Below are 26074 nucleotides of genomic sequence, written 5' to 3' on the forward strand. Positions count from 1 at the left end.
GATTGGAGCTCGGATCATGGGTGATTCCGACAATACCACGACTCTGCCTTTCGTCACTCGCAGGCGAGTGCTTGCGGGAGGGATGATCACGTCCACCGCCTTAGTGCTTGAGAAAAGCGCACTTGTCGGCAATGAAGCGGCAACGAATATACCGCCCGACCCTGCGCTGGCGCTCTGGGGGGAATGGGAGACAGCCCACAAGCTGACCGAGCGGCTTTGCCGCAGGCAGCAGCGCTTGGAGACGAGGCTTGTCGAGAGCGTCGATTATCCCTGCGTGACTGTCCGACTGCCCGAGGGTGAGGACGTGACGATCCTCTCGATTGAAGCGCTAAACGAAGTGCTCGGCAAGGGGCCGGATATTGCGGCGCTCCGCCAGAGGGCCGAAGCTGATTTAGCGGCGCATCAGGCGCGCTGGGATGTGGCTGCCGAGGAGATCGGTTATGCCGGAGCGCTCAGGGCCGAGCGCGAGGCTGGCGATAGGGCAGAGGATCTGCTGGAAGCGCTCTCGACGTCGCCTGCCACGACTCTTGCCGGTGTGGCGGGCAAGCTCGATGCCGTGTTGCGCGAGGGCGAGGCCTGGGAGGAATGCTCCGAGTTTCCTTGGCCACAAATCCGCTCGGCGCTCAACGATCTGGTGCGTATCACCCAGCAGACGATGCCGGAACAGGTCTTTCACTTTCACGACAAGCAGCGTCCCAAGCTCCGCAGGCGGCGGGCTGGCTGCTGTTTCCGCGCCTGAACGACGAAGAAGGAGGCGAGCTATGAAGATCCATCCAACCCAACCTCCGGCCTCAGCCGAGAACCTCTCAACTTGCAGCGAAGCGTCTGCCGTTCGTCAGCATTCAGCCGCCAGGGAGTTGCCAGCACCGGACGCTCTTGCGGCATCTCAGCATTCGGTTGTCGATGCCGATCTGCTGGACGCCTTCAGCCGCGACGCCGCCCTGGAGAAGTGGGCCGTGCCTGAAGCTGCAGAGGCAGCGAAAGTTCTGTGGGGAAAGACAGCCGCGACCGCAATCGCCTGGTGCGCCTTCTCGGCGCATTGCGACGGCGGACACAGGAGTTCCGATTCTGGTTTCGGGTATTCACCTATCTTCAAGCGGGTTCGCCCGGTTCTAAAGTGGAAGCAGCGTCCGGGAAGGCTCGTCCAGGCTCTTCCGGATAGGGGGAGATTATGTCTGGTGGGCTGCTTGTCGAGAGCACGCCGGGTCGAAGCCAGCCTGTCAAGGCCGGGGCGTTGTTGGCTTCGCGGGTCGGGATGGTGCCTCGCCTAACCAATTGCGAACTTGGCTCTCGACTGTCGGGTTGGGAACCACTCAATGACCTAATGCCACTTTTCCGCGTCAAACTATTGTCGATCGGCAGCCAACGACCCTCCGTCCCGAGAGAGGAAAGTTCACTCGCTTGATGCCTGCGATTGCTATGGTCGCCAGTCGTGTACTACCAGAAACCTGCAATGATCGCAGCATCAATCGCGCTCCTCCCTGCGTATGGTGTGACCTTGCCCCTCTGATCTAATCCGGTTTGAAGTCCGTTCTGGCCCATCGAGAGGACCAGGACATGAACGTAGCAGCTTCTCTGAAGAGCAGATCATCGAAATTTTGAAGGAACATGAGGTCGGGAGGGGCGGAGCGTGCTGAATGGATTGCGTGGGGCGACAATTGGCTTGAACGCGCCGACCCCACGGTCAACGGCGTTGATGGCGTATTCAGGCAGATCGCTGCCATTGCCGATTGGACCTACCGAGATTGACCAAAAGGGGTGCGCAACGCATTGGAAGGGATGCGGGCTTCGTAGCGTGCGATGTCCGAAAATCTCGCTGACTTTCAGCGCGCTCGTACCCGTCATGGTCAACATAGCGTTCATGTGTGTGACAAGACTGAGACCGCGAAAACTAGTCCTCCTCCTGGTCCTTAGGTTCGCCAGACCATACGAGTGAATACGAAGGAAACGGCTTGGCGAACCATCCGCCAACGTATTGATTTCCTGTTGAAAATAGCGACCCTCAGAGACTAACATAATCGTTTTGTCAACTGGTTACGAAGCGGTTCGCCCAAATTGATTCAAGAAGCTGATCCAGCCATTCGCTTGACCGCATTTATCTTATACCGAATGGCAGCTTTGCGCCTCATCCCGATCATTGACCCATAAGCAATCGCATCCTGAAAGCGAACGTTGCTGAGGCAGCATCTTTCGACAGGCTGATGCCTCCGACGAAGCCGTTGCGATTGTCTGGGGGCTTGCGTCGGTTGCAGACTCCGATACGCTGCGTATGGTGCATTGCACAACGATTGATTACCGAACTGCCGATCCGACAAAAGGAAATGCGTCACTGAGAAGAACGGATTTCGCCGAGTTCAGGAACGGCTGGCGGCTGGTTCTGGCTGGGCTGCTCGGAACAGCTTTGGGCATGCCTGCCATTCCGTTCTACACGATCGGCGTCTTTGCGCCGATCTTTGCGGAAGAGTTTGGCTGGTCGTTCGCGACGATCTTTGGCGGTTTGTCGTTACTGGCCGGTTCGGTTCTGATCGTTGGTCCGTTTTTCGCGACATTGATCGACAGATTCGGCGCGCGTCTGGTGGCATCGGTCTCCTTGCCGTGCCTGGGCCTGAGCTACATGACGCTAGCGGCATCGAACGGCTCGATCGGACAATATTATCTCTCTTGGCTGGCTATCGCGATCTTCGGGTTGGGAGCGACCCCGGTCGTTTTCACGCGAGTGATCAATAGCGCGTTCGAGGAGCGCCGAGGTCTTGCCCTTGGCATCGTGTTGTCCGGCGCGGGCCTGTTCGCCTTCGTCGTAAAACCACTGGCCCAGTTGTTGATCGAGACGGGCGGATGGCGCGTCGCAATACTCGTGGTGGGCGCAATGCCGGTGCTCATCGCGTGCCCGATGGTTCTCTGGGGCTTTGCCGGGCTGCGAAGCAGGAATGTCGGCGCGGGGCCGGCGATAAGCGAGGCTTCGGAAGGCATGACCGCTCGTGAGGCTTTCCGCTCCCGCTATTTTTGGCTCCTGGCGATTGTCTTTATCCCGATGTCGCTCGCCATCGCCGCGCCACTGCCCAACATCGAGAACATACTTCGCTCGCTGCGCCTATCAGCTAGCGAAGTCGTCCAACTCGCCGCGCTCGTCGGAATAGCGGCCGTGGCCGGCCGATTGCTTGGCGGCATTCTGGTCGATCGCTTCTGGGCGCCTGCGGTGGGCACCGTAATATTGACGTTGGGCGCGGTCTCATGCCTCATCCTTTCGCTAGACCATGTGAGCTTCTCCATGGCCTGCATCGCCATTCTATTGCTCGGCCTCACATCCGGAGTGGAATTCGACCTGATGGCGTATCTGGTTGCCCGCTATCTCGGAATGCGGAGCTACGCCACGACCTACGCCACCCTGTATGGCATCTTCGTGGTGGGCGCTTTCGTAGGGCCTAGCCTGTTCGGTTACGCGTTCGACAGCACGGGCACCTATTCGGGAATCCTCCAAGCCTGTGCGCTGCTGCTCATCGGTGGCGCGGCAACGGTTCTTTTCCTGGGGCCTTATCCGATCCGGAAAGCCGAAGCGTCCGCGTAGCACGTAGGGCAATTCTGGCCGTCACCCCCGTTGGTTTTACCTCTTTTAACCAGCCGTCTTGCAGTCCCCGCGCTATCGTTTCCGGAGTCTCAGGATGGCTGGCTTGGATCCGCCATCCGCTGCGAAAGATCGGGAGGCTTCATGAGCAAGGGAAAAGTGGTGGTGCTGGGCTCGAACGCCACACGTATCGAAATTAAGGGGGGCGGCACGGGACCGACGGGACAGTATCTCAACGAAACAGTTGTGCCGATGATGGCGCTTGTCGGGGCGGGTTATGAAGTTTTGCTCGCCACTCCCTCAGGCGCCAGGCCATACATCGACCCGGCGTCCGATGCGGTCCAGCATTTCGGCGGCGATGAGGCGGCGTATCGGCGTGGCAAGGATTTCTTCGCCAACGATCCCTCGACGAACACCGGCCGCACCTTGCGGTCTGTCATTGATGAGGGGTTGGACAATTATGCTGGCGTGTTCGCCCCCGGAGGCCAGGGGCCGGTTGTCGATTTGATGCAGGATCCAGACGCGGGCGAGATACTTCGGCATTTCCATGCGGCCGGAAAGCCTACAGCGCTGCTCTGCCACGGCCCGATCGTCGCTATCGCCGCCTTGCCTCGGGCGAAGGAATTTCGCGAGGCGCTGATTCAGGGCGACCGCGCCAACGCAGCCGAACTTGCGAAGGGATGGCAATATGCCGGCTACAAGATGACAGTCTATTCGGCCAGCGAGGAAAAACCCATTGAGGACAACATCCTCCACGGCAAGCTCTATTTCCACATGCCAGAAACTTTAGACCTGGCAGGCGCGAAAACGACCGTGGGCCCAGATTTCGAACCCTATGTGATCGAGGACCGTGAGCTGATCACGGGCCAGAATCCGCGCTCAGACCATCCGATCGCCGCCGCCCTGATCGCTGCGCTGAACCGGAACCGCACGCGAGCTTGACAGGCAGGCGCACCGGTTCCGCCGCCCAGATGCAAGGTGAAACCAGAAATAGATGGAGACGATTATGAAACGATCAATTTGGGGATTTCTCGCTGCCATAATTATCGCATCTTCAGCCGCCTCTGCTGCCGCCGACAAGCCCGTTTCGATCGTCCTGGTGCATGGCGCGTTCGTCGACGGCTCCGGCTGGCAAGCAGTGTTCGACATCCTGACCGGCGACGGGTACGAGGTGCTGGTCGTCCAGAACCCGACGATCAGCCTTAGCGGCGACGTTGCAGCCACCAATCGTGTGATCGCCGCGGCAAGCAAGCCGGTCGTCCTCGTGGGCCATTCCTATGGCGGGATGGTCATCACCGAGGCAGGCGATAATCCGAAGGTACAGAGCCTGGTCTACCTTGCCGCCTTTGCGCCCGACGCCAAGGAATCGGTGGCATCGCTTGCTGAGCAACCCGTGCCTGCGGGCGAGTCGGGAGCGCCCCTGCTGCCGCCGAAAGATGGCTACCTGCTGGTCGATCCGTCAAGATTTCCGACCGCTTTCGCAGCAGATGTTGATCCGGCGGTAACCGGCTTCATGGCCGTTGCCCAGGTTCCGTGGGGCTTGGAAGCGGTGCAGACTCCGATCGACAAGGTGGCGTGGAAGGCCAAGCCGTCGCATTTTATGGTCACCACAAAGGACATGATGATCCCGCCGACATTCCAGCGGGCCTTCGCAAAGCGGGCCAGCGCCGCAACCGTGGAGATCGAGAGCAGCCACGCCGTGATGTTGTCCCATCCGCAGGAGGTCGCTGCCTTCATAGCAACCGCCGCCGGCGCGAAATAGCCGCCCGAGAGAACCGATCATGAGCCACATCAAGATCATGGCGACGTTTCTGGCCCGGCCTGGCAAGGCTGGAGAGCTTGAGGCGCTTCTGTTCAGCATGGCGCCGGACTGCAGGGCAGAGCCGGGAAACCTGCGATGGGACGTCTGGCGGGACCAGGCTAAGGCAGACCGCTATGCGCTGGACGAGCTCTATGTCGACAACGCGGCAGTGGCGTCACACCGGGAGATGCCGCATTACAAGAACTACCTGTCGAAAATCAACGACCTCGCCGAACGAAACGCTTTTGTCCTCGAGCCCGCCTTGGTTGCCAACAAGAATGGCTAGCGTAGCCTAGGATGCGTCACCGCATTGGGCCGTCTCTTGCCGCCTGATAGATCCGAGCAGTTGACGCGCCTTCTCCACGTTCGCGCAGGGCGGTCCGTCATCGAATTCGGCGCAGACGGGAGACAGCAGCTCTTCCGCGGCCGCGTGCCGGTTGGTTTGTGCCCAAAGTTCCGCCAATGCCGTCGCAGCCCGGAGGCGGAAGAAAAGCGCACCGCTTTCCCTCGCGGTCTCCATGGCCAGCAAGAACGTCTCCGAGGCGCCGGCCAAGTCGCCGTCCAACCACTGCAGCAGCCCGCGCACGCGCAGCAGTTCCGGCTGGGACCAGTACTCGCCCTGCCGATCGGCACGATCGAAGGCAGCGCTCAGGCTGTCACGGGCAAGCGCGATGCGCCCTTGACGCAAGGCGGTTTCCGCGAGGATGGCGAGATAGATGGGCACCCGGACGAGGAAATTGTTGTCGATGAGCTGCCCTACCGCCAGGCGCATGGTGTCAACGCCGTCGCCGTCGCCGTCCATGCTCCTCACGGCGCCTTCGTAGAAATTGCAGACGGGCCGCCAGATGGCGATATCGCGCGAGGCAAGATTATGGGCCAGCGTCGCAACATGCCGGCGTGCGGTTTCAGCCTCGCCGGACCAAATGGCGAGAGGCAGGGCCGCCTGAGCAAGGGCGTTGGAATGTGAGACAAAGTGATCGAGCGCGAGGCTGTGGCCGAGTGCATCCTGGATCGCCGCCGTTGCCTCGCTGCGTTCGCCGGCTACCCAGGCCGCCGTCGCCAATGCCACACGAATGGACACGAACCGGTCCATCTGGAATCGTGCGACTCCCGATCGCTTTGCAGTGGCCGCGTGCTCGCGCGCAAGCTTTTTGAGGTCATCATAGGCACTGCGGACGTCGCCGCAGTAGAAGACCGCCGCTAGCCTGACGCGCTCTCCCTCCGCCGCTGCCGGCCGTTCGTTTTCCCGATCGGCGAGCCTGGCGAACTGCCCGAGCGTCGCGATCGCCTGCCTGTGCCGTCCGGTGAAGCTCTGCAGTATGCCCAATCCCCACAGGGTGCGGAGCTGGTAATCGACATTGCCGATGTCGCGCGCCAGCCGGTTCGCTTCCATCCACGCCGCATCGGCTTCGGGACCGAAATGGTCGGAGAAGTTGAGGCCCGAAGCGTAGGAGGCGATGAGCTTCATTCTTACGGCGGGGTCGGATCGCGACACGGCATCGACCGATCGCAGCGCCCGTTCGACGCGCCGGCGGCTTTCGGCGACGGTCGACAATTCATCCCAGAGGGGGATTGCAGCGCTGGTCAGACGCACGCCGACCTCGGGCTCGCCACCATCGCCCAAGGTCCAGTCGATTGCCTTGCGCAGATCGTTTGCCCGCGGTTCGTAGGAGGCGGTCCATTCGCTTCTCGGTTGCCATTGCCACTCAGCTTCCGCCTGCTCGAACAGCCGCAGAAGATAGCGGGCATGACTGGATCGGGCGTTGGCGGCTTCTCCACTGCTGTCCAGGCGCTCGGCCGCAAAGCTGCGCGTGTTGTCGAGCAGGCGATAGCGCGGAGCGCCGGCGGCATACGCGACCGATAAAAGCGATTTCGCAGCGAGGCTTTCCGTGTATGCCGCGATATCCTCGATGCTTCGGCCGATGTGCTCGGCCACGCCGATGACATCGGGGAGGGAGAAGCTCGCCGAAAAAACCGATAGGAGGCGCAGGAGCCGAGCCTCATCCTTGGAGAGGAGCTGGTAGCTCCAGTCCAGGGTCGCATACAGGGTCTGGTGTCGCGGCGGGGTTGCTCCCGAACTGGATCTGAGCGGCTCGAAACTTTGTTCGAGAAGCTGCCGCAGGCTTGCCGGTTCCAAACTGGGCAGCCTCGATGCCGCGAGCTCGATCGCAAGAGCGATGCCGTCGAGTCGTCTACATATGGCTGCCACCGAAGGCGCATCCATATCGTTGAATTGATAGCCGCAGGTCTCCTGTGCCCTTCTCACGAAGAGCTCCACGGAGGGAAATGCCAGGGCGTTCTGTCGGCCGATGTCGTGCTCGTCCGGATAAGGGAGCGGAGACAGGCGATAGACATTCTCCGACCGGGACCGCAGCGGTTCCCGGCTTGTCGCAAGGATGTGAACGCCCGGAATCGCCAGGGTCAAATGTTCTCCAATCGCCGAAGCGGTGCTGAGAACGTGCTCGCAGTTGTCGATCACCAGCAGCATTTCGCGATCGCGCAGTGCTTCAACAATCCCGGCAAGCATATTCGTCCATTTGCTGCCAACGCCCAGCGACCTTGCTATCGTCGCGTCCACGAGCTGGGGGTCGCCGATAGCTGTGAGATCAACGAAACAAACGCCGTCCCGATAGCGGTTGAGAAGGCGTTTTGCCAAAGCGATGGCGACGGTCGTCTTGCCAACCCCCGCCGGTCCGACAACCGTCAGGAACCGGCGTTCAGGAAGCCTCGTAGCGAGATCGGCAATAACGTCATCGCGGCCGATGACCTCCGCGAGATTAGGCAGCTCCCGGACAGGAGCTTCAGCAGGATTGGAAGAAAACCGTGGCTGTTCTCCTCCATAGACGCGCAGCGGCGCGACGAAGCGGTAGCCGCGTCCGCTGACTGTGGCTATGCAGGATAATCCTGACGCCGTTCGGGGAAGAGCACGACGCAACGCGGCGATGTTGACCTTCAGGTTGCTTTCATGAACGAACGTGTCCGGCCAGACGAAGCTCATCAACTGATCCTTGCCCACGACTTCCCCCGCGTGGATCACGAGCAAGTGGAGCAGATCGAGAGCCCGAGCTCCCAGCCGGAGCGGATTGTCGCCCAGCGTCAACAGTTGCCGGTCTGGAATGAACCGATAGTCGCCGAAGCAATACGTCTTGCCGTCTAGTTTGCCGGATCGTTCCATGCGCCCACGAATGACCCCGTAATGAACTTGCCGTTCCGAGTTGCGCCCCCAGGCTCAGCTTGGGGAGCTTTCGCATGCCATCGAATTTAACCTCTTTTTACCTCGGCGCCATCCGCTCGCGTGTAGCTTAGTCAAATTCGATCTGACCGCCGAACAGCGACCTGAGGCAATGAAGACGATGCCCTGTTCTCGCACCACCCTCACTCTCTCCGATGCAAAGCGGATGCTGGAAGCGGGCGAAGCCGAAGCCGCAAGCTTCGGCATTGCCTACAACATTGCCGTCGTCGATCACGGTGGCGCGCTTGTAGCGTTTGCGCGTCAGGACGGTGCCCTGATCGGAAGCATCGATCTCGCCATAGGCAAGGCAGTGACGGCCCGTCTGTTCGATAAGACCACCGCCTATCTGAGCGAGTTGGCGCAGCCCGGTGCGCCGCTCTTCGGCATCGGGCAAAGCAATGGTGGGCGGGTCATCATCTTCGGCGGCGGGGTGCCGGTGCGCGTCGACGGTGAAATCATTGGTGCGGTGGGCGCGAGCGCCGGAACGATCGAGCAAGACATTTCGGTCGCCGAGGCGGCGGTCGCAGCAATCACTCCAAGCAACGCGTGAACGAGACATTTGTGATGAAAGCGGTGCGCATCGCCATTCCACCGTCGACGAAATACCGACGGTCAAGAAGCGTTGGTCGAAACCCGAAAAAACTCGGCCCACGCTGGCCGCTGTCGAGGACTAACCGCCGGTTAAAAAAGGTAAATTCTGGCGGACTGTCCCTTGCAGGGTTGGAAGCCGCCAGTACGTTTGCATGCAATAGCCAAGTACCAGCAAACTAGGGAAGGCTTACGATGTTCGATATCGTTGTCAATGGCTTGAGGCACCAAGTCGACGTGGTACCCGAGATGCCCTTGCTCTGGGTTCTGCGCGATGAGCTTGGCATTACAAGTCCGAAGTATGGTTGCGGAATAGCCCTGTGCGGCGCCTGTACGGTGCAAGTCGATGGTGAGGCCGTCCGCTCCTGCCAGGCGCGCATGGCCGACGTCGCGGGCAAGGCGGTAACCACGATCGAAGGGGTTGGCAACGGCAAGCTGCACCCGGTGCAGGAGGCATGGATCAAGCACCAGGTTGCGCAGTGCGGCTACTGCCAGACTGGCCAGATGATCCAGGCGATCTCGCTGCTCAAAACGCATCCCAAGCCGACCGACGAGGACATCAACGAGGTCATGTCGGGCAATCTCTGCCGATGCGGCACGTATGAACGCATCCGCGTCGCGATCCACGCGGCCGCGGAAAAGATCGGAGGGGAATGAGATGGGCGCTACGCTAGGTCTTTCCCGCCGCGCCTTCGTATTCGGCTCCGCCGCCGTTGCCGGTGGCGTGGCCTTCGGGTCCTATGGTCGCGCTCAGGAGACCCCGGCTTCTCCCGCCGCGGCGAACCCGCTGACAGCAGATCTCGGTCCGGACTCGGTTGCCTTCAATCCTTGGGTCGAGATCAGCCCGGACAGGATCACGCTGATTGCCCAGCATGCCGACATCGGGCAGGGCATTGGTTCCATCCAGCCAGTGATGATCGCGGAGGAACTGGACCTGGAACTCGGCCAGTTCGAGGTCCGCTTCGCCGGGCCCAGCCCCGCCTATTTCAACACCGGCTTCGCGCACGAAATCGCCCCGTTCATGGCGGCGGACCAGAGCCCCGAGGCCGAGAAGGGGCGGGCGGCTGCGCTGGAATGGCTGCGGCAGTCCGGCCTGCAGATGACCGGAGGCTCCAGCGCAATCCCCGACACCTATCAGAAGCTGCGCATGGCCGGCGCCGTTGCACGGGAAACGCTGAAGGCGGCGGCTGCCAGGCACAGCGGCGTCGCTGTCGCCGACATCCGCACCGAGGCCGGCCATGTGATCCTACCGGACGGGACCAAAATCCCCTACGTCGCGCTTTCAGCGGAGGCCGCGAAGATACCGCCGATCACCGACGTCAAGCTGCGCGACCCATCACAGTGGCGCTTGATCGGCAAGCCGATGGAGCGGCTCGACATCCGCGCCAAGGTCACCGGCGAAATGATGTTCGGCATCGATCGGAAGATCGACGGCATGGTCTACGCGGCCGTCAAACTCAATCCCAATAAGGGCCAGCCGATTCGGTCGTACGACGCCGGCAAAGTGCAGTCGATGCCGGGCGTGCGGCAGATCCTGAAGATATCGAACGGCGTCGCTGTCATCGCGACCAACAGCTGGTATGCCATGCAGGCGGCCGAGCGCATAGAGTGCGTGTGGGAACCGTCCAAATACCCGGCCGAGCAAGCCGGGCACTGGGACATCGTGCAATCTTCCTTCACCCCGGAATTCCTTGCCAAGCAATGGCGCAACGACGGCGATGTCGATGCCAGTTTGAACGACGGCATGCTAGTTGAGGCGGAGTATCGGGCGCCCTATGTCGGCCACCAGCCGCTGGAGCCGCTCAACGGCATCGGCATCGTTACCGACGACGGGATGGAAATCTGGGTCGGCCACCAGACGCCGCAGTCGGTGCAGTACATTGCGGCAAATGCGATCGGCATGAAGCCCGAACAGGTCACGTTTCACAATGAGTGGTCGGGGGGGAGCTTCGGCCACCGCCTGGAATTCGAAAACGTCAGGGCGCTCGCCGAGATCGCGAACCAGCTGCGCGGAACGGCTGTAAAACTGGTTTTCTCGCGGGAGCAGGATTTCCTGCAGGACATTCCGCGGCAGATCGCGATGGGCAGGTATCGAGGCAGCGTCAAGGACGGCAAGATTGTCGCGGCCGATGTTCAAGTGGCAGCCACGCCTCCCTTCAAGGAGCTGCTGGGGAGGATGGGTTCGCCCCCGACAGACCCGGATGCCCAATTGGCCGTTGGCATCTGGAACCTGTACTACGACATCCCCAACTATCGTGCGAGCAGCTTCGAGGTGCAGGGCGTGTCGCCATCCACCACTTGGCGGTCGGTCGGCGCGTCGGCCAACGGCTTCTTCACCGAGAGTTTCATCGACGAACTGATCCACGCCGCCGGCCTCGATCCGCTCCATGCGCGCATCGACATGTGCAAGATCCCGATCTATCGGAAGCTCATGGAAACAGTCGGCGAAATGTCGGACTGGAACGGCCCGCTCGGTAACGGAAAGGGTCGGGGCGTCGCCTTCGTCGAGTCGTTCGGCACGGCGGTGGCCGAGGTCGTCGAAGTAACCATGACGGCTGCCGGCATCAAGATCGACAAGGTCTGGGTGGCTGCCGACGTCGGCAAGGTCATTGATCCCGTCAATTTCGAGAACCAGGTCCAGGGTGGCGTCGTCTGGGGCCTTGGCCACGCCATGAACTGCGAACTCACCTATGCCAACGGGGCTGTCCAGCAGACCAACTACAACCACCACGAAGCGATGCGGATGTATCAGTGTCCGGTGATCGAAGTGCGCGGCCTGGAAAACGACTACACGGTCAGAGGCATAGGCGAACCACCCGTTCCACCCGCGGCGCCGGCGCTCGCCAATGCGATCTTCGCTGCGACGGGCAAGCGCATCCGCGAGATGCCGTTCAACAAATTCATCGACTTCGTTTGAGGGGGCAGTCATGGACAGATTCCTGATTGCCATTGCGCTCGCTGCTTCAACCTTGGCGCCTCTGACAGTGATGGTCTACGCGGAAGGCGAGGGTTCCAGGGATGCACTGCCGCAAGGCAGCGTCAGCCAAGCGGCAGGCCTGGAAGCATGGCAACGGATCGAGGCGGTGGTCACACATCCGCGCTGCGCCAATTGCCATGTCGACACTCGAGCGATTCCGATCTGGACCCCTGCCGGTGAAACGAAGTCTCGTGTCCACGGGATGAACATTCATGGGGGGGTGAGCAGGATTGGCGCCGAAGCGATGCCCTGTTCGACCTGCCATATGACGTCCACTCTCCCGAACGACCCTGCTCCCGCGCCGCCGCGCGCCGGTATTCCTTGGCAGCTCGCTCCGGTGGAGTTTCTTTGGTACGGCCAAAGTGGCGCCGAAATCTGCAAGCAACTCAGGGATCCAGCCCGCAACGGCGGCCGCGATGCCGTCGCCCTGCTCGATCATCTTCGGCACGATGCATCATTAAGCGGGTTTATTCCGCGAGGGTGGGAGCCTGGGGAGGGCCGCAGCACGCCGCCGGGAACCTTCGAGGACCACGTGCGGGACATGGCGGAATGGGGAGCCGCCGGACAGCCATGCCCGGAATGAGCTTGCTTGGTGCGGACGAAAGACTGCCCCTGCCGTCATTTCGCACCGACTGGGTGCCTTCGCCGGTCGGACCCCGCGTCAGAATAGAGGCGCAGGCGCCGGTCCACGTTGTTTCGTCGAACTCGGGCCGATGAGGTGGATGTATGTTTGGAAAGGCCTATGAAGCTCAATGCAGGGCAACTAAAATTGCTCCCTCGAGTGTGCCCCATGAGAACCAGACGCTCGCCCTTTTCGCACTAACGCTGGGCAGCTTCTGCATCGGCACGTCCGAGTTCGCGAGCATGGGCATCATCCAACTGTATGCTGCCGATCTTGGGATCGATATTCCGACCGCCACGAACGCGGTCACCGGGTATGCTTTCGGGGTCGTGCTTGGGGCGCCACTCGTTACGCTCGTCGCAGCCAAGCTCAATCGGCGCACTCTCTTGCTCCTTCTGATGGGGCTGTGGGTCGTCGGAAACGTCCTCTCGTCGATGGCGAGTAATATCGGCCTGTTTACGGTTGCCCGATTCATAAGCGGTATGCCGCAAGGCGCCTACTTTGGAGCGGGAGCAGTTGTGGCAGCCTACTTCTTCGGCGCGGACCGGGCAGGAAAGGCCTTCTCGCTCGTCATGACCGGACTGACGGTAGCAACGATCTTTGGATCGCCGTTGGCAACGTTTCTGGGTCAGACGCTGGGCTGGCGGAACACCTATCTCTCCATGGCTGCCCTTGGCACCGTCGCGCTCCTTGCGCTGTTCCTCTTCATTCCGCGCACAGAAGCCCTTCGCGGTGGATCCGTCGTTCACGAACTGTCGGCGCTGCGGCGGTTGAACGTCTGGGCGATGATAGCCGTCGCGGCGCTGGGAATCTCAAGCATATTCGCGGTCTATGCATTTATCGGGCCACTGGTGACCGATGTCGTGCAACTCGATCCTTCCACGATACCGCTGGCGCTCGGCGTTTTTGGTGTCGGCATGACGGTCGGCAACTTGGTCGGCGGGTATCTGGCAGACACCTTTTTGTACCGGGGCCTGGTCCTCGGATACGGGCTCACGCTCGTGGTGTTGGTTATTTTGTCGAGTCTTGGAAGTAACGCATGGGCTTTCTTTCCCTGCCTCTTTGGCGTGGGTGCCGCGATGATGGCCGCAGTTCCAACGATTCAGGTGCGTATGACAAACCTCGCCCCCGAAGCTCCAACGCTGATGGGGGCGATGAACCTGGCCGCCCTCAACGTGGCGAATGCCCTTGGCGCATGGGGCGGCGGACTGGTCATCGCGGCGGGATACAGCGTGCTGTTTTCACCGCTTGCCGGATTCGTGCTGACTGCCGCCGGGTTGGTGGTCTACCAGATCGCGCTTTCTCGACGTGCTGCGACCGTACCGGTTTAGTCGTCAAGTCCCTTGCGTGCCGATCAAAGCCCCAACCCTGCAAAACTGTATTCCGCTTCGTTATCTCTCAGGCGTATTGATATGCAGCAAATACCAGATGCAATGCGCGAATTAGCATTTTTGCCGTTTGTGCAATCGAGTGCTGCGGCTATGGGGAATCCACGGTGAACCTGACTCGTCATCCCAGATACGACCAGATGTTCCCTGTCCTGGAGCCGCGCGACATCGAGCGGCTGAAGCGCTTCGGCAAGAGCCTGACGTATCCCGCTGGCGCGCAGATCGCGAAGACCGGCAGCCTGGCCCCCGGCTTCGTCGTGGTGCTTTCAGGCAGGGTGGAAGTCAGCCAACAGACGGCCCTCGACCAGCGCGAGGTCATCGTCACCTACCAGGCCGGCCAGTTCAGCGGGGAATTGGCACAGCTGTCGAACCGGCCGTCGCTGGTCGACTCCGTCGCTGTCGAGGACGTCGAGGCGTTTCTCATCGCACCGGAGCGCCTGCGGGACGTGCTCGTGCAGGAGGCGGCGCTGGGCGAGCGCATCATGCGCGCCCTGATCCTGCGGCGGTCAAACCTGCTGGAGCTGTCGGCCGGCGGCCCCATCATCATCGGAAGGTCCGACAGCAACGATGTCATGCGCCTGCAGGGGTTCCTTCGCCGGAACGTCCAACCTCATCGTGTCCTCGATCCTGAACGTGATCCCGACGCCGCTGCATTGATTGAGCGCTTCCGCATCGACATCCACCATTTGCCAATCGTGCTCTGCCTGAACGGTAAGATTCTGCGCAACCCCGGTGAAAACGAACTCGCACGCTGCATGGGCCTCGTGCGTCGCATAGACGAAGCCAGGCTTTTTGATGTTGCGATCGTTGGATCGGGACCGGCCGGACTTGCAGCTGCGGTCTACGCAGCGTCCGAAGGCCTGTCGACGGTCGTTCTCGATTGCCGCGCCTTCGGCGGTCAGGCCGGCGCGTCGTCGCGCATCGAGAATTATCTCGGATTCCCGACCGGTATTTCGGGCCTCGCGCTGATGGCCCGCGCCTACAACCAGGCGCAGAAGTTTGGCGTTGAGATGGTGATACCTGACGAGGTGCATCATCTCGCCGTGGAGCGGAACGGCGATGGCTCAACCTACGGTCTCGCTGTCGGCGACGGTGAACGAGTGCGTGCGCGCACCGTCGTCATCGCGAGCGGCGCACGCTACCGCAGGCTGGATCTGCCCAATGTCACTCAGTTCGAAGGGGGATCGGTGCATTATTGGGCTTCGCCCATCGAGGCGCGTCTTTGCGAAGGTCAGGAGATCGCGCTGGTGGGCGCCGGCAACTCCGCCGGCCAGGCTGCTGTGTATCTTGCTGGCCAGGTCGAAAAGGTCTGGTTGCTCGTTCGCGGCGCTAGCCTGGCCGCCTCTATGTCGAAATATCTGATCGAGCGCATCGAGGCGCAGCCGAACATCGAGGTGGTTTTGCGCACGGAGGTGACGGGGCTCCACGGAGGCGAGAACCTGACCGACGTAAGATGGCAGAATGCCGACACGGGCGAAGAAACCATGCGCCGGATGCGCCATCTCTTCCTGCTCGTCGGCGCCGATCCGAATACAGACTGGCTTGCCGGCTGCGACGTTGCGCTCGACCACAAAGGGTTCGTCAGGACAGGCGTCGGCGAGGGTCGCCATCCTCTCGAGACTAATCTTCCCGGAACGTTCGCGATCGGAGACGTTCGCGCCGGCTCGGTCAAGCGCGTGGCGTCTGCCGTTGGAGAGGGCGCCCAGGTCGTCGCCGCCATTCATGAATTTTTGGCGGAAGCGCACTGACAGGTATTTGCGGAGGTAACCGATGTCGTTCGAATGTCGCCACGCGACAGACGCGACGATAAAGTCGGTGATGAGCGCGTCGTTAGGACGTCGTGCTGCCGTGCTTGGATCCTACCGCTTCGTAATCCTCGGGGAGCTGTTTATGTCCTTTCCTCCTATCCACCGCGTCGTCACCGGACACGATGCCGATGGCAAGTCTATTGTGGCAAGCGACGGCCCGCTGCCGACCGTCGTTGACCTGGCTTCTATTCCCGGAATGATCTTCCATGAGGTTTGGGAGACTCGCGGCACGCCGGCACCGGTCGACAATAGCCCAGACCCAACCACCGGACCGCTGATGCACCAGCCGCCGGAGCACGGCACCCGCATTCGCTTCGTCGACATGCCGCCAGACGAGGTATACCTGGCGGATGGTGAGTCGCAAATGAAGGAGTTGTTCGAGGAGGTCAACGACGCCAAGGGGTTGACCAGAAAATCCGATTCACCCCACCCTATGATGCATCGCAGTGAGGCGGTCGACTACGGCATCGTCATCGAAGGCGAGATGACGCTGGTGCTCGATGATTCCGAGGTGCAGCTGAAGCCCGGCAGCGTCGTGATCCAGTGCGGCACCAACCACGCGTGGGCGAACCGCTCCGGGAAGCTTTGCCGCATGTTGTTCATCCAGATCGACGGGAGGTACGAGCCTTCGATCGCCGCCGCGCTCGCACGAAGGTGAGCGGGCATGCTGTCAGGACGCGTGTACCAGGGTGCCTCGAGCCGGAGGACTCTAGGCAACCTCACCGTCCCTTGGGCGTGCGAGCGAGGCAAGAAGGTCGGCGGCGACCTGAAGATCGCGCGTGTCGGCTCCTTCCGTAAACTCGCTGAAAACGGGCAGCAGCATGTTGTGCGCGTCCTGCGGCCTCAATGCCACGCGCCAGAGCCGCGCGAGATCGCTGGCCGCACGCAGCCGCCATGACAGCGCACCGGTTTCAAGGGCGAGTTCCATCGAGGTGAGGAGAGCCGCCTGCGCGTCGTCGGTCTTGCCCTCGGCACTGAGAATCGCGGCGTGGACCCGTAGGAGTTCGGGCGCGCACCACCGGTCGTTCTTCGCGTTGGCCCGATCGAGCGCGGCTCCGATCGTGATCCCGGCTTCGCCGAGGCGACCCTGTCTTGCCTGCAACTCGGCCAGCACGCCAAGATAATAGGGCAGCCGGGCAAGGTGCCCGGTGGCGTGGAATTCCTCGATCGCCCGCTCGACATGCTCGATCTCATCCGCCGCCGCGTCTTCCTGCGCACACCTCAGCGCCGCGCGATAGAACATGGCAACCGGACGGCGGACGTCGAAGCCGTGCCGGTTCGCCTGGTCGTCGAGCATTGCGACATAGCGGGCGCACTCCTCATGCCGTCCGGTCCAGTAGAACACCGGGCAGACCCAGGACAGTGCATTGCCGAGCGAGAGGTGATGCCTGGTCCTCAGCGCGTACTCGACCGTCGCGCGAGCGGTGTTCAGCGCGGTGTCGGGCGAACCAGTCAGCCACTGGGCGTGCGACAGCAGGTTCGTCGCATCGACGATCCTGTCGGACAAATATCGCACATGGTGGCGCAGGCGCTGCGCGTCGTTGATGTCTCGCAGGTTGAGCTCCTGGCGGCGCTCGAAGCGTCCGCGGACGTCCTGGAGGCGGCCGACGAAGAGCTCGCCGATACCGAGGGCGACTTCCGCCTCGAGCACCGCGGAAGGGACTCCCGCCGCCGCGATCGAGGCGAATTCCTCCAGCGTGCGGACTGCTGCGTCGTTCTCGCCGTTGAATAGCTGGAACACGCCGATCAGCCTGAGGCAGCGGACGTGACAATCGATGTCGCCGATCTCGACTGCGATCTCCAAGGCTCGTCGCATGGCGTCGATCGCCGAGGGCAGGAGGCCCTTCGTGAACATCGTCGCGCCGCCGAGCCAGACCTTGAGCTGCATCTCGAAGGACGTCCCCGCGAGCCCGGCCGAGTCCAGCTCATCGACTGCCTGCGAAACGTGGATGCGACATTCTTCGGTCAGCGAGAGATGGTTCCACAGCAGAAGTCCCGCGACCGTCAGCCGGATGCGAAGCTGCCGATTGGCAGTGTCCTGCCCGGCCCAGACGAGCGCGCCGCGTAAATCGTCGATTGAGCGGCCGTAGGTGGTCCCCCATTCGCCGGCCGGGCGTTGCGTCCACTCGTCCGCGCCCCTCTCGAGCACCTTAAGCACATGTTCCGCGTGACGCTGCCGCACGGCGGGATCCTCGCCGCTCGCGCGCAGGTGCTCAAGGCTGTAGGCACGCATGGTCTCGAGAAGCCGGTAGGCAGTGCCGTCGGCATTGAGGTCCGTCGCAAGTAGCGATTTCGCAGCAAGCTCCGCCAGCGCGTCCGTAGCATCGGCGGGAGCCATGTTCGAAATCGCCGAAGCATCATCGACGCTGAAGACGCCGGCGAAGACGGAAACGGCGCGCAAGAGCGCTGCCTCGCGCTCCGTGAGCAGGCTGTAGCTCCAGTCCAATGTCTCCATCAGCGTGCGGTGCCGTGCCGGCCCCGCCCGACGCCCCACCAGCAGGCGGAACCGGTCGTCGAGCTGCCTTAGCAGGCCGCCGACCCCGAAGGGATTGATGCGCGCAGCGGCCAGCTCGATCGCCAGCGCGAGCCCGTCGAGCCGCCGGCACAGCTCGGCTGCCGTCGGCGCGTCAGAATCGGTAAGTTCGAACTGCTCCAAACTCTCTGTGGCTCGCTCCACGAAGAGCTGGATGGCGGGGTAGGTCAGCGCTTCCACGGCGCCCGGCTGAGCCGAGGGCGCGGGAGTGCCTAGCCCCGGCAGCCGGCGCACGCGCTCTCCCTTGACGCGAAGTGGCTCTCTGCTGGTGACGAGGATCTTAACGCCCGCCGCGCCCGCCAGGATCAGGTCCGCGCACTGGGCTGCCGCCTCGATGATGTGCTCACAACTGTCGAGCACGATCAGCATCTCGCGGTGTCGCAGATGCTCGCGCAACGTGGCGAGCGCGTCCGCGGAGTGCACGGCCAAGCCTATCGCCGTCGTTATTGCGTTGGCCGCAAGCGTCGGGTCTCTCAATAGCGCAAGATCGACAAGCCAGACACCATCCTTGAATGACCCGAGCGCGTGTTCGGCGGCGGCGAGTGCTACAGTCGTCTTCCCAATGCCGCCGGCGCCGACAATCGACACAAGCCGCGATTTTTCTAGATCCTGTCGAATAGTATCGATCGCATCTCTTCGACCGAAGATCTTTGTCGAGGCGATCGGCAAATTGTTGCTGCGGGCCGTTGTCCAGGAGGCCGACTGATAGAAGAACGATCCCCTGGGTTGAACGGGCGCAATGAAACGATAACCTCGCCCCGTGACCGTCGCAATGTACTCTGCCGCACCTGGCCCGTCGCCGAGAATTCGTCTTAAGGCGGCCATGTTGACCTTGAGATTACTGTCGTCGACGTTAATGCTCGGCCAAGCGCGCACCATCAATTCGCGCTTGCTGAGCACTTCGCCGGGGCGCTCGACGAGTGCTGTCAGGATGTCAAGCGCGCGGCCGCCAATCCGAACCGGGACTTCGCCCTGCAGGAGCAACTGGCGATTTGGAACAAGCGTGAAAGGCCCGAACGAGAAAGACGTTGGAGCCCGTTCGGCTAAGTTGTCGTCAGTCACATTCTTCCCCCTCGGAACTCCTGTCCTCCCCTTGGAACTCCTTCGCGGCTACAATCTGAGTATCGCGCAGTTGCCGGCCTACTGAAAGAGAAAGGAGCTCCGCGCCTGGAACTTCCGATCCTGCTGCGTGCGACGCATTGCTGAAGGGCTGAGGCAGGCTTTGGACCCACCAGATGATACCCCCCAGTCAGGTCGTCCTGCGCCACCCATTGTCGACAGTAGGTGCTCAACCCACCCAGATATGCATTCACACCCGGCACGATACATCAGCTTTGGTGCCAACTCCCAGAAGCTGCTAGTCCGCTTCCGGCCCAAACCAGCCGCGCTCGTACCCTATGGTCAACACAGGTTCATCGACCCCTTTGTGGGGTAAAAGAGACACCGCGTGCATGGAATACTAGTCCTCATCTTGGTCCTTGGGTTCGCCAGACCATACGAGATCATACGAGAGATATGGGTTGGCGAACCAGCCGCTAACATATTGATTTTGTGTAGAAAACGTTGACCCTCCGGGCCCACCATTGTCCTTATTTATCAATGGGTTATTGGACGGTTCGCCAATAGGCTCGCCAAGCTGTGGTTTGCGCGTCATCTCTAGAGGACGGGAGCCGCTCCGAACGCCGAGGAGGGGCGTTGCCCCTGCCGAAGAAATCGCGCGGTTGGGTTTCGGCGCGCGCCGATCCTTCTTAGCGATCCCCGAGACGTCGATTAAAATCGAGGAACACTGCGTTCGTCCATCCAAATCCGCTGACGGAGCCGTATCGATCATCGACCGGTGGGGAGCCCACCTCAACGACGTTGTACTTTTCCCACATAGCCCCAGTTTTCTCGAAGCTAAGGACACAGGTGTCGCACCAGGCGCGCATGATCCGCATTGCCTCCTCGCGAAAGCCGTAGCGTTCAAGGCCGGCTACAACGATAAACTGCAAGGGAGCCCATCCGTTTGGCCATGCCCATTGATGCCCATCCCGGGCAGTGAGCGAAGTTACCAATCCGCCAGGCTGCGAGAACTTCGGCAACCACTCACCTACCATTCGGTCAGCTTCAGATTGCGAGGCGAGGCCTGACCACAGAGAAAAGAATGCAGCCAAGGTTGCTACGCCATCGCGTTTGCCGGCGACGTATTCGAAATCAAAAAAGAGGCCGGCTGTTTCGTCCCACATCAGATCGCGCACAGATGCGGCCCGTGCGTCAGCGGCCGATCTCCACGCGTCGGCGCTCTTGCCATCACCTAAGCGGCGAGATGCCCACTCAAGGTCGATTTCGCGTAGATACAGGACAGAGTTAAGACAAATCGGAAGGTGATCGAGCCACCTATTCTGACAGCGCGTAGAGCGATCTCAGCCGCTCTCAAAGCTCGCGAGTTCGTCAGTGTACTTCGCGTCGAAGTAGCGCGACAGTCCAGCATGAACACGCCTGATGTGAGGATGAATTTCGCCAAGCCAGACATTTCTATGCTCGAGCGCTGCGAGGTTCATGGCTTCAGCAAGGAAAGCGCAGGCATCAGCATCGCCACGAGCCTCCTTCGTTTCGAAGGCAAGGCGAAACATGGCAGTCGAATGTGGCGGCTGGCTGCGTGAAAGGAAATACAGGGATCATGCCAAAGCGACGCAGCATTGCGACCATATTCTCGGCCGTGTCGACGACAAGCTGCTCGCGAGGCGTGCCGCTCAAACCAACGGCCGTGAAATAGCTGTCCCAGTAAAACATCTCCTGAAAAATTGGGTCCTCGGCCGGCGCCATGTAAGGTCGGGGGAGCCCGATCAGCGTGCCTTCGTCAGCGGACACGTTACGGACAATCCGTGGCCAATAGGCCTCGATGTAGTCAAGAATTTCCATGCTGCTGCTCTCTTTCATTCTGGAGCGGCGAGATTGCGTTCGCTCACTCCGCGGTCCATCCGCCGTCGACAACCAGTGAGGTTCCTGTGACCAGTGCCGAGGCATCGGAGGCCAGATAAACTGCCGCGCCCATCAGATCCTCCACCCGCCCCAGCCGGCCAAGTCTGATCTTCGTGAGGACGGATTGCGCAAACACCGGATCCTTCAGAAACGGTTGCGTCATTGGCGTCTCGATAAACGTGGGCGCAATCGTGTTGACGCGGATGCCCATTGGGCCGAGTTCCACCGCCATCGCCTTCGTCAGACCCTCGACTGCATGTTTTGAGGCGCAATAGAGTGTCCGGTTTGCCGCACCGACGTGGCCCATCTGCGAGGACATGAAAATGATTGATCCCCGGATCGCGTCCTCGGCCATGCGCTTCGCGACAGTCTGGGAGACGAAGAACGAGGCCTTCAGATTGAGATCGAGCACCGCGTGGTAGTCGTCCTCCGTCACCTCAGCGATCGGTTTGGGCCGGTTAGTGCCGGCATTGCTGACAAGAATGTGGAAGGCGGGCTGGGCCGCCAGGATTTCGCGCACCCCGGCGACGTCGGTCACGTCCAGGGTCAGCGGGGCAGCCCGGCCCCCGCGAGCCCTGATAGCGGTCGCAACGGTCTCCACCTCCGTGGTGGTGCGGGCGGCAAGAATGACCTCGGAACCTGCCTCCGCGAGAGCAGAAGCCAGTGCCGCCCCAATTCCCCGCCCGGCGCCAGTCACCAGCGCCCGCCGTCCGTCGAGACGGAATGACGGTGTTGCCGGCAAGCGTATGGGGGCGGCGTCAACCATCATTCGGCGGCTTGCGCGTAAGGCACGTTTCTGCCGCCGTAGCGCCGCACGCGGATGTTGGCCTGCTCGGCATGGCCGAAGAAACCTTCAAGCACACACAGTCGCGAGCAGTATTCGCCGATCATGGCCGAGGCTTCATCGGTCAGGACGCGCTGGTAGGTGCATGTCTTCATGAATTTGCCGACCCACAAGCCGCCGGTGAAACGGGCGTTGCCGAGCGTCGGCAAAGTGTGGTTGGTGCCGATGACCTTGTCGCCATAGGCAACATTGGTTCGCGGTCCGAGGAAGAGCGCCCCATAGTTCGTCATGTTGGCGAGGAAGTACTCGGGATCGCGGGTCATCACCTGGACGTGTTCGGACGCAATCCGGTCGGCTTCCGTCACCATCTCCTCTTCGGTGTCGCAGACGATGACCTGACCGTAGTCGGCCCAGGCCTGGCGGGCGATCGTCGCGGTTGGGAGGATTTCGAGGAGCCGCTCGACCTCGGTGACAGTGTCTTGAGCCAGACGTTCGGAACTGGTTAGCAGGATCGCCGGCGAATTGGGGCCGTGCTCGGCCTGGCCAAGAAGGTCCGTGGCACAGAGCTCCGCATCCACCGTCTCATCGGCAATAACCAATGTCTCTGTTGGCCCGGCGAGCAAATCGATGCCGACGCGTCCGAACAGTTGGCGCTTTGCTTCGGCCACATACGCATTGCCCGGCCCGACCAGGAAGTCGACCGGACTAATCGTGTCTGTGCCGATCGCCATCGCGCCAATCGCCTGAATGCCACCGATCACGTAGATTTCGTCGGCTCCGGCAAGGGCCATTGCAGCGATCACTGCAGGTGCGGGTTTGCCGTGGAAGGGCGGGGTCATTGCCACGACGCGCTTCACGCCCGCGACCTTCGCTGTGATGACACTCATATGGGCAGAAGCCACCAGCGGGTACTTGCCGCCGGGCACATAGCAGCCGACCGAGCTCATCGGAATGTTCTTGTGTCCCAGTACTACACCAGGAAGAGTCTCGACCTCGACGTCACGAAGCGCATCTTTCTGGATCTGCGCGAAGCGCCGGATCTGGGCTTGTGCGAAGCGGATGTCATCGAGGTCGCGTGGTGCCACTGCGGCGATGCATTCATCGATCTCAGCCTGTGACAGGCGGAAATTGTCAGGTGCCCATTTGTCGAACGTTTCTGAATAGTGGCGCACTGCGTCGTCGCCGCGTTGCTCGACGGCCGCCAGTACGGATTCTACCGCCGCCTTGACAGAGGCATGGTCATTGACTTTCTGAACCGATGAACGGCCTTCCTTCAGGACACGGATCATTGCAGCACCTCGTTTCAGAAGCCGACGGAGCGGAGATAGGCGAGACTGGCCCGCGCATCGTCCGCGGGATTGAGCGAAATGGTCGGATCAATATCCTGTTCCACTGTTGCGGCCCCGTCATAACCGGTTTCCCGCAATGCGGTTGCTAGTCCGACCCAGTCGACAACGCCCTTGCCCAGCGGGCAGAAAATCTTCTGCTCGATAGCGGTGAGAAACGGAATGTGATCTGCAAGTACGCGTTTGTGGACAATCGGATCGATGTCCTTGAAGTGGAAGTAGCGTACGCGACGCGCATGCCGGCGGTAGAAGGCGACAGGATCGATGCCCGCATATGCCATGTGGCCGGTATCTATGCAGATACCGACCCGGCTCGGGTCCAGCCTGTCCAGGACGGTCTCGATTTCGTCCTCGAATTCGATGTAGCAGCCAGCATGCTGGTGAATGACAGGCATGACCCCGTGTGCGAGCGCGAGGTCGGCGATGCTATCGATCAGCCCGACAAGATGGTCGAGGCGCTGCGCACCGATTGGCTGAGCGAGGTCACGTCGCCCGGCCGTATTCATCCGTTCTGGCGAGATGTGGTCGATAGTGACAAGGTACTTTCCGCCGGCCGCCGCAAGCAGTCGCACCGTGCGCTCTGCAACGTCGAGCACTGATTCACCCTTCTCCGGGCTATGCAGATCCTGAAACACGAATCCGGCCATCACCGTAAGGCCGCGGCGATCAAACTCAGGCCGCAGAACCGCAGGATCTGTCGGATAGTAGCCGTATGGACCAAGTTCGGTGTAGCCGTAGCCGGCCGCGCCGATCTCATCCATCACGCGCGGCCATGCCGGGTTTTTTGGATCATCGGCGTAGTCGACTCCCCAGGACACGGGGGCATTGGCAAGTTTGACGAGCATACTGGATATCCCTTGGGCTATGCATCCTGTGTCGACCCGATCTTAGCGGAGCGACGTCGCCCATAAATCATGTTTTGCATAGCAATGCAATCCGTTCTCTTCGCTTGACGACGGAAGTTCCTTGGATGCGATCGCTCCCGAGCGAGTTCGGATGCTTTACTTTTTTGGTATCGATGAGACGGATAAGTGAAATGAAAACAATCCGTTGCATTGAGGTTGGTTGGCCCTTGACGGCCCGCGGCTCGACTCGGCGATTAAGGCATCAGGCCAGAGCGCTGCCGATTGGCTCCATGCCTTCGGCCATGCAGGAGCGCAATGGGTACTTTATTCCGAAAAGGCGCACCCAAAAGCCTCAGGATATTCAGCGATTGGAGCCATCAGGGAAGACGTCTGTGACCAAATATCATTTATTTACAATTCGTTGGTAGGGAAACCGCAGCAACTAAGCATAGCAATGCAAGATTCTTGTTGCATTGCTATGCAAATTGGCGTTTGGTGATGGCAGCCCGTCCGTGGCGGGTGGTTTTCATGACCAGGGAGGAAGCCATGCTAAAGAATCTTGTGAGAAAGCTTGCACTCGGCTTAGGCGTGCTGTCGCTGTCGGGATCTACCTCGTTCGCTGGAGACCTTGGGAACGTCTATGTCGGCGTCGGGAGCGCGTCCAGCGAGTACTGGGCAGCATTTATCGAGGGGGCAAAGGCGGTCGCCGGATCGAAGGGCAAGGACGTCAATGTCATCGTCAGCGACTTCAACGGGCAGAAACTGCTGGAGCAGTTCGGGGCCGTGTTCGCGACCGGCTGCGAGGGGTGCGCGATCGCCGTCGACCCCGCGTCCAACGCCTTCACCAAAGCGATTGTAGAGCGGGCGCGAGATGCCGGCGCCAAAATCGTCAATCTCTGGAATCGCCCCGACGAGATCCATCCGTGGGATACGGCACCGGACGCCTGGGTCGCCAACATCTCGTTCGACGGCGTCGATTCCGGCTATCGGAACGGCATGGAACTGTGCAAGGCGCTCAACGGGAAGGGCAACATCGCTGCCCTTCAGGGCATACCTGACAATCCGCCGGCCAAGCAGCGGCTCGCCGGGCTCGAAAAGGCGGTTGCCGAATGCCCGGGGCTGAAACTCCTCGATGTCCAGGTCGGAAACTGGGATCAGACCCAGGGCCAAAGCATCACGCGAGCCTGGCTTACCAAATACGGCAGCGACCTCAAGGGTATCTTCTCTGCCAATGACGGCATGGCTCTCGGCGCAGTAGCGGCGCTACGGGAACAGGGCCTTGCCGGCAAGGTTCTCGTCACGGGTTCCGACGGATCAAGTGATGTCATGCAGCTTATCAAGTCGGGTGAGATGCTCTCGACGATGTACATTGATGGCTATGTCCAAGGCGCAACGGCCACAGCACTGGCCGTTGGCGTGATCACCGGCGACATCGACCTTGCCAAACTGAAAGAAGAGCAACGCGATTTCTACCTGTCCCAGACCCTGGTCAACAAAGACAATGTCGAGGCGATCCTCAACGGCAAGCACGTTGCAGCCGACTATAGCTACGACAAGGTGAAGGCCAATTTCTGGGCGGCCTCGGTCGGTCAGATTCCCGCCGGTGCCAACAAGTAAGCTGGAACTG

General features: G+C 61.2%; 20 protein-coding genes. 13 read left to right on the plus strand and 7 right to left on the minus strand.

Annotation, left to right across the window (positions count from 1 at the left end; translation table 11 throughout):
• Nucleotides 1-16 precede the first annotated feature (16 nt).
• The 5 genes from AC0NID_RS14710 (at nt 17) to AC0NID_RS14730 (ending at nt 5649) form a co-directional block, all read left to right on the plus strand.
• Complete coding sequence (locus AC0NID_RS14710; protein ID WP_473458050.1) at nt 17-739, plus strand: hypothetical protein; 723 nt, start codon at nt 17-19, stop codon at nt 737-739.
• A gap of 1668 nt (nt 740-2407) precedes the next feature.
• Nucleotides 2408-3565, plus strand: coding sequence for an MFS transporter (locus AC0NID_RS14715; RefSeq protein WP_473458051.1), 1158 nt, complete (start codon nt 2408-2410; stop codon nt 3563-3565).
• Nucleotides 3566-3727: 162 nt separating this feature from the next.
• Nucleotides 3728-4504 (plus strand): DJ-1/PfpI family protein, encoded by a 777-nt coding sequence (locus tag AC0NID_RS14720; RefSeq protein WP_473522330.1) that lies wholly within the window; start codon nt 3728-3730, stop codon nt 4502-4504.
• 64 nt (nt 4505-4568) lie between these two features.
• A complete protein-coding gene (locus AC0NID_RS14725) occupies nt 4569-5324 on the plus strand; it encodes an alpha/beta fold hydrolase (RefSeq protein ID WP_473458053.1) in 756 nt (251 codons plus the stop codon).
• Nucleotides 5325-5343: 19 nt separating this feature from the next.
• Nucleotides 5344-5649 carry a putative quinol monooxygenase gene (locus AC0NID_RS14730; protein WP_473458054.1) on the plus strand — a complete coding sequence of 102 codons (306 nt, stop codon included), beginning with the start codon at nt 5344-5346 and terminating at the stop codon, nt 5647-5649.
• Nucleotides 5650-5655: 6 nt separating this feature from the next.
• On the opposite strand, the gene AC0NID_RS14735 is transcribed toward AC0NID_RS14730, so the two are convergent.
• The gene (locus AC0NID_RS14735) at nt 5656-8538 is read right to left on the minus strand and encodes an ATP-binding protein (RefSeq protein WP_473458055.1); all 2883 of its coding nucleotides are present in this window, start codon (nt 8536-8538) and stop codon (nt 5656-5658) included.
• A 178-nt stretch (nt 8539-8716) separates the two neighbouring features.
• Here AC0NID_RS14735 and AC0NID_RS14740 point away from each other — a divergent pair, with 178 nt between their 5' ends.
• The 7 genes from AC0NID_RS14740 to AC0NID_RS14770 all read left to right on the plus strand — a co-directional run bounded on the left by AC0NID_RS14740 (nt 8717) and on the right by AC0NID_RS14770 (nt 16636).
• Nucleotides 8717-9145, plus strand: coding sequence for a GlcG/HbpS family heme-binding protein (locus AC0NID_RS14740; protein ID WP_473458094.1), 429 nt, complete (start codon nt 8717-8719; stop codon nt 9143-9145).
• A 233-nt stretch (nt 9146-9378) separates the two neighbouring features.
• Nucleotides 9379-9840, plus strand: coding sequence for a (2Fe-2S)-binding protein (locus tag AC0NID_RS14745; RefSeq protein ID WP_473458056.1), 462 nt, complete (start codon nt 9379-9381; stop codon nt 9838-9840).
• 1 nt (nt 9841) lies between these two features.
• Entirely contained in the window at nt 9842-12100 is a 2259-nt protein-coding gene (locus AC0NID_RS14750) for a xanthine dehydrogenase family protein molybdopterin-binding subunit (RefSeq protein ID WP_473458058.1), read from the plus strand.
• A gap of 10 nt (nt 12101-12110) precedes the next feature.
• On the plus strand, nt 12111-12743 hold the full coding sequence (locus AC0NID_RS14755) for a hypothetical protein (protein WP_473458059.1): 633 nt from the start codon (nt 12111-12113) through the stop codon (nt 12741-12743).
• 143 nt (nt 12744-12886) lie between these two features.
• Nucleotides 12887-14113 carry an MFS transporter gene (locus AC0NID_RS14760; RefSeq protein WP_473458060.1) on the plus strand — a complete coding sequence of 409 codons (1227 nt, stop codon included), beginning with the start codon at nt 12887-12889 and terminating at the stop codon, nt 14111-14113.
• A gap of 197 nt (nt 14114-14310) precedes the next feature.
• Entirely contained in the window at nt 14311-15918 is a 1608-nt protein-coding gene (locus AC0NID_RS14765) for an FAD-dependent oxidoreductase (RefSeq protein WP_473458095.1), read from the plus strand.
• Between the two features lie 142 nt (nt 15919-16060).
• On the plus strand, nt 16061-16636 hold the full coding sequence (locus AC0NID_RS14770) for a cupin domain-containing protein (RefSeq protein ID WP_473458096.1): 576 nt from the start codon (nt 16061-16063) through the stop codon (nt 16634-16636).
• Nucleotides 16637-16687: 51 nt separating this feature from the next.
• Here AC0NID_RS14770 and AC0NID_RS14775 read toward each other — a convergent pair whose 3' ends face one another.
• The 6 genes from AC0NID_RS14775 to AC0NID_RS14800 form a co-directional block, all read right to left on the minus strand.
• Entirely contained in the window at nt 16688-19573 is a 2886-nt protein-coding gene (locus tag AC0NID_RS14775; RefSeq protein ID WP_473458061.1) for an ATP-binding protein, read from the minus strand.
• Between the two features lie 686 nt (nt 19574-20259).
• Nucleotides 20260-20868, minus strand: coding sequence for a trehalase family glycosidase (locus tag AC0NID_RS14780; RefSeq protein WP_474033473.1), 609 nt, complete (start codon nt 20866-20868; stop codon nt 20260-20262).
• Between the two features lie 208 nt (nt 20869-21076).
• Nucleotides 21077-21412 carry a trehalase family glycosidase gene (locus AC0NID_RS14785; RefSeq protein ID WP_473458062.1) on the minus strand — a complete coding sequence of 112 codons (336 nt, stop codon included), beginning with the start codon at nt 21410-21412 and terminating at the stop codon, nt 21077-21079.
• Between the two features lie 43 nt (nt 21413-21455).
• Entirely contained in the window at nt 21456-22241 is a 786-nt protein-coding gene (locus AC0NID_RS14790; RefSeq protein WP_473458063.1) for an SDR family NAD(P)-dependent oxidoreductase, read from the minus strand.
• Entirely contained in the window at nt 22238-23545 is a 1308-nt protein-coding gene (gene hisD / locus AC0NID_RS14795) for a histidinol dehydrogenase (protein WP_473458064.1), read from the minus strand. Before hisD ends, AC0NID_RS14790 begins: the two co-directional genes overlap by 4 nt.
• A gap of 14 nt (nt 23546-23559) precedes the next feature.
• Nucleotides 23560-24447 carry a TIM barrel protein gene (locus AC0NID_RS14800; RefSeq protein WP_473458065.1) on the minus strand — a complete coding sequence of 296 codons (888 nt, stop codon included), beginning with the start codon at nt 24445-24447 and terminating at the stop codon, nt 23560-23562.
• 546 nt (nt 24448-24993) lie between these two features.
• Here AC0NID_RS14800 and AC0NID_RS14805 point away from each other — a divergent pair.
• Complete coding sequence (locus tag AC0NID_RS14805; protein WP_473458066.1) at nt 24994-26064, plus strand: sugar ABC transporter substrate-binding protein; 1071 nt, start codon at nt 24994-24996, stop codon at nt 26062-26064.
• Nucleotides 26065-26074: the final 10 nt, after the last annotated feature.

Source organism: Mesorhizobium sp. WSM4821, from assembly GCF_055901555.1.